The organism is Marinobacterium iners (assembly GCF_017310015.1).
GTDB classification, from domain to species: domain Bacteria; phylum Pseudomonadota; class Gammaproteobacteria; order Pseudomonadales; family Balneatricaceae; genus Marinobacterium; species Marinobacterium iners.
Window position 1 is genome coordinate 13,679 of record NZ_CP022297.1, and the last position, 15,694, is coordinate 29,372.

14 protein-coding genes are annotated in these 15,694 nt (G+C 57.2%); 8 read left to right on the forward strand and 6 right to left on the reverse strand.

Going from position 1 to position 15,694, the window contains the following annotated elements; translation table 11 throughout:
* Positions 1-55: 55 nt before the first annotated feature.
* Complete coding sequence (locus tag CFI10_RS00040) at positions 56-973, forward strand: lysophospholipid acyltransferase family protein (RefSeq protein ID WP_242530062.1); 918 nt, start codon at positions 56-58, stop codon at positions 971-973.
* On the opposite strand, the gene CFI10_RS00045 is transcribed toward CFI10_RS00040, so the two are convergent.
* The 5 genes from CFI10_RS00045 to def all read right to left on the reverse strand — a co-directional run bounded on the left by CFI10_RS00045 (position 974) and on the right by def (position 6,660).
* Positions 974-2,422, reverse strand: a complete 1,449-nt coding sequence (locus tag CFI10_RS00045; RefSeq protein ID WP_206837673.1) for a TrkH family potassium uptake protein — start codon at positions 2,420-2,422, stop codon at positions 974-976.
* Between the two features lie 9 nt (positions 2,423-2,431).
* Positions 2,432-3,811, reverse strand: a complete 1,380-nt coding sequence (trkA, locus tag CFI10_RS00050) for a Trk system potassium transporter TrkA (protein ID WP_206837675.1) — start codon at positions 3,809-3,811, stop codon at positions 2,432-2,434.
* On the reverse strand, positions 3,808-5,136 hold the full coding sequence (rsmB, locus tag CFI10_RS00055) for a 16S rRNA (cytosine(967)-C(5))-methyltransferase RsmB (protein ID WP_206837678.1): 1,329 nt from the start codon (positions 5,134-5,136) through the stop codon (positions 3,808-3,810). Before rsmB ends, trkA begins: the two co-directional genes overlap by 4 nt.
* On the reverse strand, positions 5,129-6,082 hold the full coding sequence (gene fmt, locus CFI10_RS00060) for a methionyl-tRNA formyltransferase (RefSeq protein WP_206837680.1): 954 nt from the start codon (positions 6,080-6,082) through the stop codon (positions 5,129-5,131). Before fmt ends, rsmB begins: the two co-directional genes overlap by 8 nt.
* 62 nt (positions 6,083-6,144) lie before the next feature.
* Complete coding sequence (gene def, locus CFI10_RS00065) at positions 6,145-6,660, reverse strand: peptide deformylase (RefSeq protein ID WP_091827511.1); 516 nt, start codon at positions 6,658-6,660, stop codon at positions 6,145-6,147.
* Positions 6,661-6,822: 162 nt separating this feature from the next.
* Between def and CFI10_RS00070 the strand changes: the two genes are divergently transcribed.
* The 7 genes from CFI10_RS00070 to CFI10_RS00100 all read left to right on the forward strand — a co-directional run bounded on the left by CFI10_RS00070 (position 6,823) and on the right by CFI10_RS00100 (position 15,080).
* Positions 6,823-7,863 carry a LysM peptidoglycan-binding domain-containing protein gene (locus CFI10_RS00070; RefSeq protein WP_091827510.1) on the forward strand — a complete coding sequence of 347 codons (1,041 nt, stop codon included), beginning with the start codon at positions 6,823-6,825 and terminating at the stop codon, positions 7,861-7,863.
* A gap of 12 nt (positions 7,864-7,875) precedes the next feature.
* Entirely contained in the window at positions 7,876-8,988 is a 1,113-nt protein-coding gene (gene dprA, locus CFI10_RS00075; protein WP_206837682.1) for a DNA-processing protein DprA, read from the forward strand.
* Between the two features lie 138 nt (positions 8,989-9,126).
* Positions 9,127-9,615 carry a 5-(carboxyamino)imidazole ribonucleotide mutase gene (gene purE, locus CFI10_RS00080; RefSeq protein WP_206837683.1) on the forward strand — a complete coding sequence of 163 codons (489 nt, stop codon included), beginning with the start codon at positions 9,127-9,129 and terminating at the stop codon, positions 9,613-9,615.
* A 3-nt stretch (positions 9,616-9,618) separates the two neighbouring features.
* On the forward strand, positions 9,619-10,683 hold the full coding sequence (purK, locus tag CFI10_RS00085; RefSeq protein ID WP_206837686.1) for a 5-(carboxyamino)imidazole ribonucleotide synthase: 1,065 nt from the start codon (positions 9,619-9,621) through the stop codon (positions 10,681-10,683).
* A 188-nt stretch (positions 10,684-10,871) separates the two neighbouring features.
* Positions 10,872-11,786 (forward strand): oxygen-dependent coproporphyrinogen oxidase, encoded by a 915-nt coding sequence (gene hemF / locus CFI10_RS00090; protein WP_206837688.1) that lies wholly within the window; start codon positions 10,872-10,874, stop codon positions 11,784-11,786.
* Position 11,787: 1 nt separating this feature from the next.
* Entirely contained in the window at positions 11,788-12,618 is an 831-nt protein-coding gene (gene aroE / locus CFI10_RS00095) for a shikimate dehydrogenase (protein ID WP_206837691.1), read from the forward strand.
* Positions 12,619-12,707: 89 nt separating this feature from the next.
* Positions 12,708-15,080 (forward strand): Lon protease family protein, encoded by a 2,373-nt coding sequence (locus CFI10_RS00100; RefSeq protein ID WP_206837693.1) that lies wholly within the window; start codon positions 12,708-12,710, stop codon positions 15,078-15,080.
* Between the two features lie 6 nt (positions 15,081-15,086).
* Here CFI10_RS00100 and CFI10_RS00105 read toward each other — a convergent pair whose 3' ends face one another.
* Positions 15,087-15,626: a gamma carbonic anhydrase family protein gene (locus tag CFI10_RS00105; protein ID WP_206837696.1), complete on the reverse strand. Its 540-nt coding sequence runs from the start codon at positions 15,624-15,626 to the stop codon at positions 15,087-15,089.
* Between the last annotated feature and the right edge of the window lie 68 nt (positions 15,627-15,694).

Genomic DNA, 15,694 nt, shown 5'->3' on the forward strand with positions numbered 1-15,694 from the left:
TGCGTGCATTTTCGCCATCAACCATGCCGGTGATTTATAATCATCGACTCAGTATATGAATGTGACGGAGAGCGAATTGAAACAGGTCAAGGCGATACTGGCGGTTCTGGTGCTTGGGTTGCTGTCCCTGCTGCCATTAAAAGCCTCTCAGGGGCTGGGGCGATGGCTCGGGAATCGGCAGTGGCGCAAGGGCGAAAAGGCCAAGATGACGTTCCAGACTCGGCGCAATATCAGCCGCTGCTTTCCTGAGCTGGACCCAGATGCACAGGACCAACTGGTGCATGAAAGCCTGGAGCAAACGGGCTGTTCACTATGTGAAATGGGGATGGCCTGGCTGTGGCCGGCCAAGCGCACGCTGAAAAAAATACGTCAAATTCATAACAAAGAGATCGTCAGTGAGGCGGTTGCACAGGGCAAAGGTGTCATCCTGATAGCCCCTCACCTGGGCAACTGGGAGGTGCTTAATCTGTGGCTGTCAGCCCACTATCCCTTTACTGCCATGTATAAGCCGCCGCGGCTTCAGCTGATGGATGACCTGATCAAGCGCATGCGGGCGCGGCTGGGTACCCGGATGGCCCCGGCCGATACTCGGGGTGTGCGAATGGTGATGAAGGCACTGCGACGTGGTGAGATGGTGGGTATTCTGCCGGATCAGGAGCCGGAGGCCAGCGGCGGAATTCATGTGCCTTTTTTTGGCAATCAGGCTCTGACTATGAAGCTGCTGCCGCAGTTGGCTGCTCAGACCGGTGCGGTCGTAATTTGTGGCTATGCCGAGCGTCTGCCGCAGGCTGAGGGGTTTGATCTGCATTTTCGACGGGCTGAACATGAGATCAACAGCAAGGATTTGATACAGGCTGCCACGGCCATGAACCGCTCGGTGGAAGCCTGTGTTCGCGCCCTGCCCGCCCAATATCAATGGGAGTACCGCCGCTTCAGTCATCAGCCTGAAGGTATGCCACGCTTTTACGACTGATCACCGGCGCCAGAAGGCAGGCGTGAACAGTACCAGCATGGTGAATACTTCAAGACGGCCCAGCAGCATCGCCAGACACAGGATCCATTTTGCGGTGGGGTTGAGTCCTCCGAAATGAGCGGATACGTCGCCCAGCCCGGGGCCCAGGTTATTGAGGGTTGCACCCACGGCTGACCAGGCGGTGATCTGGTCCAGCCCGGTTGCCAGCAGTGCGATCAGCATGACCACGAATACGATCAGATAGACTGAAAAGAACCCCCACACTGCCTGTAGAATCCGATCCGGAATGGGTCTCTGTCCGAGCTTGACTGGAATGACAGCGTTGGGATGAATCAGGCGCAGAATCTCACGGTAGCCCTGCTTCAGTATCAACAGTACACGAATCGCCTTCATGCCACCGGCAGTTGAGCTGGCACAGCCCCCGACGAAAGCAAGCACGAACAGCATGAAAGGCAACATGGCAGGCCAGTGAGCAAAATCTGCCGTGGTGTAACCGGTGGTCGTGGCAATGGAAACCACCATGAATGCGGCTTTGCGCAGGGCTTCTATCGCAGGATAGGTGTGAGTCATTACCAGCACAAACAGTGTCAGCAGGATCACAAGACCGAGCAGTGACAGGTAAAACTGTACTTCAGGATCTTTCAGATAGTGCGTCAGTGTATGGTGCCGCCAGGCAAAAAAGTGCAGGCCAAAGTTGATGCCGGCTACCACCATGAAAAAGATGCCGATGGACTCGATGATGGCGCTGTCGAAATGGCCAATGCTGGCATCATGTGTGGAAAAGCCACCGATGGCGACCGTAGAAAAGCTGTGGCCGATGGCATCGAACGGCGTCATGCCAGCAAGCCAATATGCCGCTGCGCAGGCGATGGTCAGGGACAGGTAGATATACCAGAGTGCCTTTGCGGTTTCCGTGATGCGTGGTGTCAGTTTGTTGTCCTTGACCGGCCCCGGAGCCTCGGCGCGGTAGAGCTGCATGCCCCCGATACCCAGCATGGGGAGAATGGCAACTGCCAGCACGATAATCCCCATGCCTCCCAGCCATTGAAGCTGCTGGCGATAATAGAGAATGGAGTGCGGTAATTTATCCAGCCCTGTCATGACGGTGGCACCTGTAGTCGTCAGGCCTGAAATCGATTCGAAAACGGCATCAACCGCTGTCAGTCCCGGTGACTCGGCCAGCATCAGTGGCAACGAACCGAACACCCCCAGCACCGTCCAGAACAGTACGGTAACAAGAAAACCATCACGGATACTGAGCTCCTGCTTGGCGGTGTAAACCGGTACCCAGATGATAAAGCCGGTCGCCAGCGTAATGGCAAAGGCGGAGATGAACGCCCAGTGTGTGGAATCCTCATAGAACAGCGACACCCCCAGAGGTGGCAGCTGGGTGATGCTGAAGATCATCAGCAGTATGCCGAGGATCCGTAAAATGACATGAAAATGCATACTGTCGCCTCAGAAGAAAGCCAGGCCTACCTGGAACAGGCGCTCGACTTCCGCAATACGCCGTTTATCGACCAAAAACAGAATGACATGATCATCGTTCTCGATGATCAGATCGTCGTGGGCGATCAAGACTTCATTGCCACGGATGATGGCACCGATCGTGGTACCCGGTGGCAAATCGATCTCCTCAATTGCACGCCCAACCACTTTGGAGCTCTTGCGGTCACCATGAGCAACCGCTTCCAGTGCTTCAGCGGCGCCGCGACGCAGCGAATGCACGGCTGCTACATCACCACGGCGGACATGTGTAAGAAGTGCGCCAATGGTGGTTTGCTGCGGTGATATGGCGATATCGATAACGCCGCCCTGCACCAGATCGACATAGGCAGGATTGTTAATCAGGGTCATCACAGTGCGTGCCCCCAGGCGTTTGGCCAGCATGGAGGCCATGATGTTGGCTTCATCGTCGTTGGTCAGGGCGCAGAACACATCCGTGTCTTCGATGTTTTCCTCAATCAGAAGATCACGATCGGAGGCACTGCCGTGCAGCACAATGGTGTTGTTGAGGTCGCGTGCCAACAGATTGCAGCGTGACAGGTTGCGTTCGATCAACTTGACCTGGTAGTCATTTTCAATAGAGCTTGCCAGGCGAGCGCCGATATTGCCGCCACCGGCAATGATGATGCGTTTGTAGGAGCGGTCCAGGCGGCGTAGCTCGCTCATCACTGCACGGATATCGCGCCGTGCCGCGATGAAGAACACCTCGTCATCGGCTTCAATGACGGTGTCCCCCTTGGGGATCATGGGGTGGTCCTGACGAAAAATAGCGGCAACACGTGTATCGATATTAGGCATGTGCGAACGCAGGAAGGATATTTCACGCCCTACCAGTGGGCCGCCATAGTAGGCCTTGACCGCTACCAGCTGGGCCTGCCCGCCCGCAAAGTCCAATACCTGAAGTGCACCGGGGTACTGGATCATACGCTTGATGTGTTGGGTCACCAGCTCTTCTGGGCTGATCAGAACATCAACCGGAATCCCCTTGTCGCTGCTGAAGATGGCGTGATCTTTCTGCAGGTAATCGTGCTCACGCACGCGCGCAATTTTGGTCGGGATGTTGAACAGTCCGCGAGCGATCTGACAGGCGATCATATTGACCTCGTCACTGTTGGTGACCGCAATCAACATGTCGGCATCCTGTGCGCCGGCCTGATCCAGTACGGATGGATAGGAAGCCTTGCCCTCTACTGTGCGAATATCAAGCCGATCCTGGAGTTCACGCAGACGAGCTGTATCCGTATCAATAACGGTGATGTCATTGGCTTCGTTGGCAAGGTGTTCAGCCAGAGATCCGCCCACCTGGCCGGCACCCAGAATGATGATCTTCATGAGGCTATGCGCTCCTCCGTTTTGGTCAGAACAGCATAATAGAAGCCATCATGGCTTCCAGGTTGAGGAAACAGCTGGCGGCCGTAAGGCCTTGATATGCCCCAGCTGGCATTAATCGGCACATGGCATGCATCAGGGTGCTGTTTGATGAAGCGCTCAATGATGCGCTCATTCTCCTGGCTGAATACCGAGCAAGTGGCGTACACCAGGCGTCCGCCCGGTGCCAGCATCGGCCAGAGGTTGCTGAGGATGCTGAGTTGTACCTGTGCCAGTGCGTTAATGTCTTCGCCACGGCGCAACAGCTTAATATCGGGGTGACGGCGAATTACACCGGTGCCACTGCAGGGTGCATCGATCAGAATGCGGTCAAAGGGTTGTCGGTCCCACCAGTCCTGACTGGTCGCGTCAGCGGTCAGCAGTCGGCATTCAAGCTCCAGTCCAAGGCGCATAAGGTTATCGGTAATGCGTTGTGCTCGTGCGGGTTCCAGTTCGACGGCGACAACATCCTGCAGGCCGGGTGTGGCCTCAAGAAGGTGGCACAGTTTGCCACCAGGTGCGGCGCATGCATCCAATACGCGCTGCCCTGCTCTTGCGTCCAGAAGCCCGGCCGACAACTGAGCGGCTTCATCCTGTACGCTGAACCAGCCCTGATCGAAACCGGGAATACGGCGTACATCTACGGCGTGCTCAAGCACCAGTGCGGTATCACTGAAATGGCCCTGTTGAGCGGGTATCTCTGCGCCCTGCAGCTTGCTTTGCGCGCTCTCCAGTGTAAGTTGGCGCTTATTAACCCTGAGGGTCATGGGGGCCTGCTGGTCATTGGCAGCAAGAATTCCCTGCCAGTGTTCGGGCCAGTTGTGCTCCAGTTTGCTGATCATCCATTGCGGGTGGTTCCAGTGGAACTGTGGATTGTCTGCAAACCCTGCTTCAAGCTGTCCAGCTTCACGCTGGTAGCGACGCAGTACCGCGTTGATCAGCTTGCGGGCCCAGTCATGGTTGAGTGCTGATGTGGCATCGACGGTCTCGTTTAGCGCGGCATGAGCTGGAATGCGGCTGTGGCGCAACTGCCATAGCCCGATTAACAGCAGGGCCTGCAGCTCATAGTCACGGTCCTGAAAGGGTTTTTTCAACAGGCTGTCGGCAATTACCTCAAGCCGGAACAGTTCTCGCATGGTGCCGAAGCAGAGTTGCTGTAACAGGGCTCGGTCCTGTTCTGGGCAGTGCTGCAGGGCATCGGGCAGATGGCTGCTGAGGGAACCATGCTGACGCAGTAAGGGGGCCAGTACCTTGGCGGCCAGCGCTCGGACGTTGATGGAATCAGCCAAGTTTAACTCCAGTAGCAAAGCGTGCCTGATGGGCGTTCATGAGCGTTTTGATCGGTTGTGGTTTGCCACCGGGCAGCTGCAGTTCGGTCAGTAATACACTGCCTTTGCCGGTGGCCACGCGTACGGTGTCGGCAGAGGATTCGACAATGGTGCCGGGTACGGCTGCTTCAGGTTCGTGGAGGTCCGCGGTAGCGGCCCACACTCGAAGGTTGTCATCGCCAAGGCGGGTATACGCCACCGGCCATGGGTTGAAACCACGTACACAGCGTACGATAAGCTCTGCAGGTTGCGACCAGTCGATCTGTGCTTCCTGCTTTTCCAGCTTGTGTGCATAGCAGGCCTGGCTGCCATCCTGCACTTCCGGAACAAGTGTGCCGGCTGCAAGAGGTGTGAGACACTCCACCAGTGCTCTCGCCCCAAGGTCGGCCAGACGATCATGCAGGCTCCCGCTGGTATCGTCAGCCAGAATCGGGCATTCAACCTTGCTCAGCATGTCACCGGTATCAAGGCCGGCGTCCATCTGCATGATGGTAATCCCGGTTGTGTTGTCACCAGCCAGAAGGGCGCGATGAATCGGAGCGGCCCCGCGCCAGCGCGGCAGCAGAGATGCGTGTACGTTGATGCAGCCCAGACGTGGTGCATCCAGAACTGCCTGTGGCAGCAGTAAGCCGTATGCCACTACCACCATCAGGTCTGCGTTCAGTTCGCGCAGTGCCTGTTGCTCAGCCAGGTCCTTGAGTGACAGAGGTTGAAATACCGGCAGGTCATGCTGTTGAGCCAGTGCCTTGACCGGGCCGGGACGCAGCTTGCGGCCACGCCCTGCCGGGCGGTCCGGCTGAGTATAAACTGCCACAATGTTGTGTTTGGTCTTGAGCAGGGCATCCAGACAGCTGGCGGCGAAATCGGGGGTGCCGGCAAAGATGATGCGCAGCGGTGTATCACTCATGGTTGGGCTCCATACAAAAACAGGCTTGCGTGTGCAAACCTGTTTAAGAACACGTGGCCGGATCAGGCCTGATGGGCTTCAAGCCGGTGCTTTTTCTCCAGCTTGCCGCGAATGCGATTGCGTTTGAGCGCAGTCAGGTAATCTACGAACAACTTGCCGTTGAGATGATCCAGCTCGTGCTGGATACACACGGCCAGCAGCCCTTCCGCCTCCAGCTCATAAGGGTTGCCGTCACGGTCCAGCGCTTTAAGCAGGATGCGATTGGGACGCTCAACATCCTCGTAGAAGCCGGGTACAGAGAGGCAGCCTTCCTGCATCTGCTCCAATTCATCCTGCAATACGGTGAACTCCGGGTTGATCAGCACCAGAGGCTCACTGCCATCTTCAGAGATATCGATGGTGACGACACGCTTGTGTACATTTACCTGAGTGGCGGCAAGACCGATACCCGGGGCGTCATACATGGTTTCAAACATATCATCGACCAGTTGACGGATCGTATCATCCACTTGTTCGACGGATTCCGCGATAGTGCGTAGACGCGGATCAGGAAATTCAAGAATATTGAGCTTGGCCATAGGTAATCTGCTTTGTCGGAGGTTAAAATCCGGCTGTTTAGTGGCAAAAAGTTTGATCTGCCATCATTATACTGAATAACTTGCCTGATGCATTGCTTTGCGGCCTTCAAGCACGCTTGTGTGGTGGGTTGCCCGGGCCAGAAACTACAAGGGAGCGGAAGAATGAGAGGATTGCTTTATGGCTTGGTTGGGGCCTGCCTGTTATGGGCGGGTGTCGCGACCGCAGCGGAACGTGCCGACCGGATACAGCTCCAGGATGGGCACCCGACAGAATACGTTGTAGTCAAGGGAGACACCCTTTGGCATATTTCAGGCCGGTTTCTGCAGAGCCCCTGGCGCTGGCCCGAGGTGTGGGATGTTAACCCGCAGATTGACAACCCTCATCTGATCTATCCTGGCGATGTGGTTTACCTGACATGGGTTGATGGCCAGCCGCGACTGGGCGTCAGGCGCGGTGTTCGCAAACTGAGCCCGCAGGTTAGGGTCCAGCCTCTGGATCAGCCGATTCCGGCAATTCCGCTGCGCGATATCGCAAGCTTCCTGAACGACAATATTGTGACAGAGCAGGATGTGGTTGAAACAGCTCCCTATGTTATCGGTGGTCGCAACGAGAGCATTATCGCCGGGGCTGGTGATCGCGTGTACGCCCGTGGCATACCTGTAGATGAAAATATCCAGATCCAGAGCCTTTATCGTCCGGCGCGTGAATACCATCATCCTGTAACCGGTGAGTTCTTGGGTTTCGAGCTGTACAAGGTGGCAGATGCGCAGATTACATCTCGAGATGAGGACATCCTGACACTGGATCTTCGTAACAGCCGTGAAGAGGTGCGTAAACTGGATCGCCTGCTGCCCAGTGGAGAAGAGCGAATTCAGTCAATCTTCCACCCTCAGCCGGGCCCTGATCTGACCGACGCTGTTATCATTGATGTACTGGGTGGTGTCGCTAAGGTTGGTCAATTTGACGCCGTGGCACTGAGCTTCGGTGCAGCGGATGGTGTTGAGCCTGGCCATGTATTCGCGGTTTACAAAAAAGGCGAGCTGGTTAAGGATCCGGTGACGGAAGAGGTTGTTGCGCTGCCGGCGGAGCGTGCCGGTGAGCTGATGGTGTTCAAGGCGTTCGAGCGTGTCAGCTACGGTCTGGTACTCAAGGCGACCAATGTGATCTCTGTCGGCGACGAGTTGCGCGCCCCGGGACGTTAAGGAACAGTAGTTATGAGCGATCCAAGGGAGTGGATCGCTGCCAGCCAACTGCCGGGTATTGGCCCGGCAACGCTGGCGCGACTCCGCCAGGAAGGTGTCTGCATCACACGGCTGCTCAGAGCCGAAATCGCCCTGCCCTCCACCATTCGGTTACGCCGCGATACGCTCGAGGCGATACACCAGTTCCAATATCAAGGCGCCCGATTCACTGAGGCGGATCAGCTCTTGCAGCAGGCTGATACACTGGGCATTAAGGTGTTGGGGTTCAGCCACGCCGATTACCCCGAGTTGTTGGCGGCTATTCCAGACCCACCGCTGGTACTGTGGATCAAGGGGGAAGTGGCAGCACTGAATGTGCCGCAGTTGGGCATTGTCGGCAGTCGGCATGCCAGTCGAAGTGGCGTACAACTGGCATATGATTTTGCCTCCGCACTTGCGCAGTCCGGTGTCATCGCCTGTAGCGGCCTTGCACTGGGGATTGATGCGGCGGCACATCAGGCATGTTTGGATGTTGATAGTGCCACCGTTGCCGTACTCGGGACCGGGGTCGATCGCATCTATCCGCGGCGCCATCAACGGCTGTCAGAGCAGATTCTGGCCAGCGGCGGTGTGCTGGTATCGGAATACCCGCCAGGAACAGCACCGCTGCCGGGGCACTTCCCACGTCGAAATCGAATTATCAGTGGCCTGTCAATCGGTACGCTGGTGGTGGAGGCTGCGTTGCGCAGCGGTTCCCTGATCACCGCGCGACAAGCCCTGGAACAGGGGCGCGAAGTGTTTGCCATCCCGGGCTCTATCCACAACCCGCTGAGCCGTGGCTGCCACGCGCTGATTCGGGAGGGAGCCACGCTGGTTGAAACGATTGACCACGTGGTTGAACAGGTGGGCAGTATTCTGGGGCTGTTGGTACAAGAGCCGACTCGTCATCAGGCTTCTTCGCAAAGCGCGCCATTGGCACCTGAGTTGCAGCAGCTGTTGCAAAAAATTCCTTGGGAACCGATCTGGCTGGATACGCTGGCCGGCCAGTCTGATTTGCCCCTGCCTCGCCTGCAGGCGCTGCTGATGCAGCTGCAACTGGAAGGTCTGATAGAACTGACCGCCTCGCGGGTGTGTCGTATCCGCTGATCCAGTGGGGAATTTTGCCTCAGTGCTTGCTATAATTCCGCCTTTCCGTTTTCCGGTCCGGCCGGAAAACCCGACCGGATTGTACCGGAGCCGCCAGGCGGCCGGTGCTGTCAGAGTGATGACGGGAGTAGATAACCGATGAGCGCAAAAGTGGCGATCGTGATGGGATCACGTTCAGACTGGCCCACCATGGAAGAGGCGGCAACAATTCTCGACACCCTGGGTGTCGAGTATCACACAGAAGTGGTGTCAGCCCATCGCACCCCTGACAAAATGTTCCACTTTGCCGAAAACGCGGCTGCCAATGGTATTGAGGTGATCATTGCCGGTGCGGGTGGCGCTGCACACCTGCCCGGGATGATTGCTGCCAAGACGCTCGTGCCGGTGCTGGGTGTTCCGGTTCAGAGCAAGGCGCTCAGTGGTCAGGACAGCCTGCTGTCGATTGTGCAGATGCCGCGTGGCGTTCCGGTCGGTACTCTGGCCATCGGTGGCGCCGGTGCCTTCAATGCCGGTCTTCTGGCTGCCCAGATTCTGGCGACTCGAGATTCCGCGCTTGGACAGCGCCTGGCAGACTGGCGTCAGGCTCAGACGCAAACCGTACTTGATAATCCCGATCCGCGAGGTTGAGTGATGCTGCCACGAATCGTCGTAGCCGGTAATGGCCAGTTGGGCCAGATGTTGCAGCAGGCCGGTGCACCCATGCAACTGGAAGTGATGCCGGTTGATCCCAACGCTGACGTGCAGCTGGAACTGCGTGCGGATGATGTGATTACGGTTGAGATTGAACACTGGTCTGACAGCGTCAGCGGTTTGCAGCTTAAACAGCACCCCAACTTTCGTAATAAGGTTGCTCTGCACATGGTGGTCGACCGTCAGCGGCAGAAGTCGCTGCTCGATCGTCTGCAGGTACCGACCTCCCCCTGGCTGTCCCTCGAAGGCGATGATCTGCAGGCACAGCTGGAGTCGGTTGGCGAACGCGTTATCGTCAAACGCCGCCGTGGTGGCTATGACGGCCGTGGTCAGTGGCGCTGGCAGAAAGGCGATCAACCCGAAGCCGAGTGGGCAGGTGAGTGCATTGCCGAGGCGATGATTCCGTTCAGCCATGAGGTTTCACTGGTCGGTGCCCGCAATGCCGCAGGTGAAAAAGTGTTCTACCCCCTTACCTGCAACTGGCACCAGGACGGCATTTTGCGTGCCAGCATTGCCGGCCTGCCCATACCCGCCGAACAACAGCGTGATGCCGAAGCCTGGCTGGGGCGCATCATGGATGACGAAGGCTACATCGGTGTTATGGCGATGGAGTGCTTTGTGGTGGACGGCAAGTTGCTGGTCAACGAGTTGGCACCCAGAGTGCACAACTCCGGTCACTGGACTCAGGAAGGTGCCAGCATCAGCCAGTTTGAGCTGCACCTGCGCGCGCTGGCAGGATTGCCGCTGATCACCCCCGAAGTCAGCGGTGTCTCGGTTATGTACAACCTGCTGGGTCGCAACTGGAAGCGCGAATGGCTGAGCGTACAGGGTGCGCATGTACACTGGTACGGCAAAGAGATCCGTCCGGGGCGTAAGGTAGGTCACGTGAACATCTGTCGGCCTGATGTGCCTACTCTTGCTGAAAGCCTGCAGGCGCTGGGTGCTCAGCTGGATGAAGAAGACAGCGTGGTTGCCGAATGGGCGCTGGCTCAGCTGGCAAGTTGAGCTATTCATCCAGGCTGTTTCATAAAGGCCTGCAGGCGAAGTAAGTGTTGACTACGCCTGCGGTTGTTGTTTTATAAGGTGCGCGCCCTTTTTTTTGCCTGCTAAGTCTTTTGACTACGATGAGTGCTCTAAATTTAAAGCTCTATAGCGAAAGTAAATACTTACTTTCTTGAGAATGGAGATTATATATGTCCGTCCCTGATACCCAAGAAGTAAAACGTTATCTGCTCGATCTGCAGGAGCGTATCTGTGCTGCTTTGGAGCAGGCTGATGGCAAGGCGCGATTCGTTGAGGACAGCTGGGAACGTGCCGAAGGCGGCGGTGGTCGCAGTCGAGTAATCAGTCAGGGCGGCGTGATTGAAAAAGGCGGGGTCAATTTTTCTCACGTTTATGGCAAGGCGTTGCCGGGCTCAGCAACGGCTCACCGTCCAGAGTTGGCCGGTCGCAGCTTCGAGGCGATGGGTGTGTCACTGGTCATCCATCCTCACAACCCCTATGTACCCACTTCCCATGCCAACGTGCGCTTTTTTATTGCCGAGAAGGAAGGAGAAGCGCCGGTCTGGTGGTTTGGCGGTGGCTTCGATCTGACTCCCTATTACGGCAACGACGATGACTGTCGACACTGGCATCAGGTCGCGCACGACGCCTGTGCTCCTTTCGGTGACGATATCTATCCGCGTTTCAAGCAGTGGTGTGATGACTATTTTTACCTTAAGCACCGTCAGGAGCCACGTGGTATCGGCGGTCTGTTTTTTGATGACCTTAATGAGCTGGGCTTTGACGGCAGTTTTGGCTTGATGCGAGCCATCGGCGATGCCTATGTACCGGCGATCGTGCCGATCATCGAAAAACGCAAGGATATGCCATATGGCGAGCGGCAGCGTGATTTTCAGTTGCACCGACGTGGCCGCTATGTGGAGTTCAACCTCGTATATGACCGTGGAACTCTCTTCGGGTTACAGTCTGGGGGGCGCACCGAGTCTATCCTGATGTCGTTGCCGCCGGAGGTGCGCTGGGACTACAACTGGCAGCCTGAGCCGGACACCGAGGAAGCCGTGCTCTATGAACGTTACCTGAAACCGCGCAACTGGCTGGATGTATAACATGACCGACCGCTACGCCGTGTTTGGCAATCCGATAGCCCACAGCAAATCACCTCAGATTCATGCTCGTTTCGCGCATCAAACGGCACAGGATCTGAGCTACAGCGCCGAGCATATTAATGAGGATGCGTTTGAAGCGGCTGTCACGAATTTTCTGCAGGGGGATGGCAAGGGGCTGAATATTACGGTGCCGTTCAAGGAGCGGGCCTGGGCACTGGCACAGTGGCGCAGTGAGCGCGCCGAGCTGGCGGGCGCGGTCAATACTCTGCATCGCCTCGAAGATGGCCGCCTTGCCGGTGACAACACCGATGGCATCGGTCTGGTGCGTGATCTGGCCGACAATAATGAAGTCGACCTGGAGGGTGCTCGGGTGCTGATTCTCGGTGCCGGTGGCGCCGTTCGTGGCGTATTGCAGCCGCTGCTGGCCGCGGGTGTGAGCTCTATCCTGATCGCCAACCGAACCCCTGCCAGAGCCGAGGTGCTGGCGCAGCTGTTCGATCCGGCTGCCGGAGTGACAGCCTGTGGTTTTGATGCGATTCCGGCAACCGCCTTTGACTTGATCATCAACGGCACCTCTGCGAGCCTGCAGGGAGAGCTGCCACCGGTTCCCAGGGCGACAGTAAGTGCTCACACAGCCTGCTATGACATGATGTATGGCGCCGAACCCACTCCGTTCTGCCGTTGGGCACAGGCACAGGGCGCGGGCCGGGTCATGGACGGTCTGGGGATGTTGGTCGAGCAGGCCGCTGAAGCCTTCCTGATCTGGCGCGGTGTGCGTCCCGATACGACTCCTGTCATTCAGGCGCTGCGCGAGTCTCTGGCAGCCCACTGAATTTCAAAGCCTTTTCCCGCAACCGCCTTGCATCAATCAATTGTGAGGCGGTATAACAGAGAAACATTCTCTGTCTGCGGAGTGCGCGCATGGACAAGCATCTGCCCCTGGCGCCCGAGGCGCTCTATCGCAACTGCGATCCCGAACTCCTTCCTTTCAAAACCACTGAGTCACTGGAGCCCTTCACCGGCTTTTTCGGACAGGACCGTGCCATCGAAGCCATGGCCTTTGGCATCGGCATGCAGCGGCCGGGGTATAACCTGTTCGTAATGGGCAATCCGCATACGGGACGTTTCTCCTTTGCCATGGACAGCCTGAAAAGCTCGGCCAAAAAGCAGAGCAAGCCCAGCGACTGGTGTTACATCAACAACCTGAATGACAACCGCTACCCTGTCGTGCTTGAACTGCCCGCCGGACGGGCTTCCCAGCTCAAACGCGACATTCGTCAGCTGCTGGATACTGTGCTGACCGAGCTGCCGGCTGCATTTGAAAACCCCGCTTACCAGCGTATGAAAAGCCAGATTGAGCGCGAGTTCAATCGCCATTACGACGACGCCCTCAATCAGGTGGAACGCAAGGGGCGCGAATACAGCATTGCTGTCTATCGGGATGGCGCAACGGTAGGCTTTACTCCGGTCAGCAATGGGCAGGCGATGGATGAAGCGGTGTTCTCGCAGTTGCCTGAAGAAGAGCGGGATGCGATCCAGGCTCATATCTCAGAACTGGAAGAGATGCTGAATGACAGCCTGACCGGTCTGCCGGTCTGGCGCCGTACCGCGGCCGAACAGATGAAAGTGCTGGACCGAGAAACTGCACGACAGGCCGTGCAGCCGCTTGTTCAGCCGCTGCGAGACAAGTACGCCAATATCAACAGCATTGTGGATTACCTTAACCACATAGAGCGTGATCTGATCCGTAACTCGGGTGATCTGGTGGGCGATGACAGCCCGCTTGAAGCCAAGACCGATGCCATGCGTCGGGAGTATCTGGAACAGAACTATGGCCTGAACCTGCTGGTCGATAACCACAAAACCAAGGGTGCACCAGTAGTGTTTGAGGCGCATCCCAGCTACGAAAACCTGTTTGGTCGAGTGGAATACGTCAGCGAAATGGGCTCTATGGTCACCAACTATACCCTTATCCGCTCGGGGGCATTGCATCGTGCCAATGGCGGCTATCTGGTGCTGGAGGCGGAGAAGCTGTTGGAACAGCCATTCGTTTACAGTGCGCTTAAGCGTGCCCTCAAGTCTCATGAGATCCGCATCGAAAACCCGATCAGCGAATATACCGGCATCAGCGCGATCACGCTGAGTCCGCAGCCAGCGTCACTCAAGGTGAAGGTGGTACTGGTAGGTGAACGTGAAACCTACTATTTGCTGCAGGAACTGGATCACGACTTCGAGAAGATGTTCCGCGTGGTGGTGGACTTTGACGAGGATGTGCACCGCACCCCCCACTCCATCCGTCAGTATGCGCGGCTGATGAAAACGCTGGCGCAGGAAGAAAGCCTTGCGCCCCTGACTCGGCGCGCAGTGGCACGCCTTGTTGAACACAGCTCTCGTTTGGCGGGAGATCAGGAGTTGTTGTCGGCCCATGTGGGGGAGTTGGTTGACCTGCTCTGCGAGTCGGATTTTCGCCGTCGCGAACAGAATGATGCCTTGATCAATGCCGAACATGTTGAGCTGGCGCTGGAGGCCAAGGAGCGCCGCACCGGCAGGCTGTCAGAGAAAATTCTGGAAAGTATTCTCAATGAAACGGTGCTGATCGATACCGAGGGCGAGGCGATCGGCAAGTCGAACGGCCTGACGGTGCTGCAGGTGGGCGACGTCTCTTTCGGCAGCCCGGCGCGCATTACCGCCACGGTGCATCCCGGAAGCAAGGGTATTATCGATATTGAACGTGAGGTAACACTGGGCCAGCCGATCCATTCCAAAGGTGTTCTGATACTTTCGGGTTTTCTGGGACACACCTACGCCAGTGATTTTCCGCTGGCGGTTTCGGCAAGCCTGGCGATGGAGCAGTCCTACGGTTATGTGGACGGCGACAGCGCCTCACTGGCAGAGATCTGCACCCTGATCTCTGCCCTGACTCATATCCCGATTCGCCAGCAATATGCGGTTACCGGCTCCATCAACCAGTATGGCGAGGTACAGGCGATTGGTGGGGTGAACGAGAAGATCGAGGGCTTCTTCCACCTCTGCAAAACCCGTGGGCTCACCGGGTGGCAGGGCTGTGTCATTCCCAAGGCCAATGTGCGTCACCTGATGCTCAAGGCCGAGGTGGTCAAGGCGGTGGAAGATGGCATGTTCCACATCTACGCCGTGGCCAGCGTGGATGAGTGCCTGGAGATCCTGATGGGTCGCACCGCCGGTGTGCGTAAGGAAGACGGCCACTTCACCCAGCGCAGCATCAATGCGCAGGTGGTCAAGCGGCTGCGGGAGATAGCCAAGGCCAAGGCCTGACAAGTGTCAGGCCCAGTCCTCCGCGCGGTGCTTGTCTTTCAGGCGTGAGTAGTTCTCGGCGGTATAGGTGAAGAACGCGCGCTCCTGTTCCGTCAACTCGCGCTGGGGCTTGGCCGGACGGCCCACGTAGAGGTAGCCGCTTTTCAACGTCTTTCCCGGTGGCACCAGACTGCCGGCACCCACGATTACTTCATCTTCCACCACGGCACCATCCATGATCATCGCGCCCATACCCACCAGAACACGGTTGCCGATGGTGCAGCCGTGCAGCATCGCCTGATGACCGACGGTGACATGATCACCGATAATCAGCGGGAAGCCGTCAGGGTTGTACGGGCCTGCGTGTGTGATATGCAGTACCGAACCATCCTGAATGCTGCTGCAGCGACCGATACGGATGCGGTGCATGTCACCGCGAATCACCACCAGCGGCCAGACCGAGCTGTCGTCACCGATCTCCACGTCACCCAGTACAACCGCGCTGGGATCGACAAACACCCGCTCGCCCAGTTTTGGTGTCATCCCCTGATAAGGGCGTATATTCATAACCGCTCCTGAATCGATTGAAATAAGGCTCTGTGGCCCCCATTGTATAGCAAAGTGCACTTTTGAAC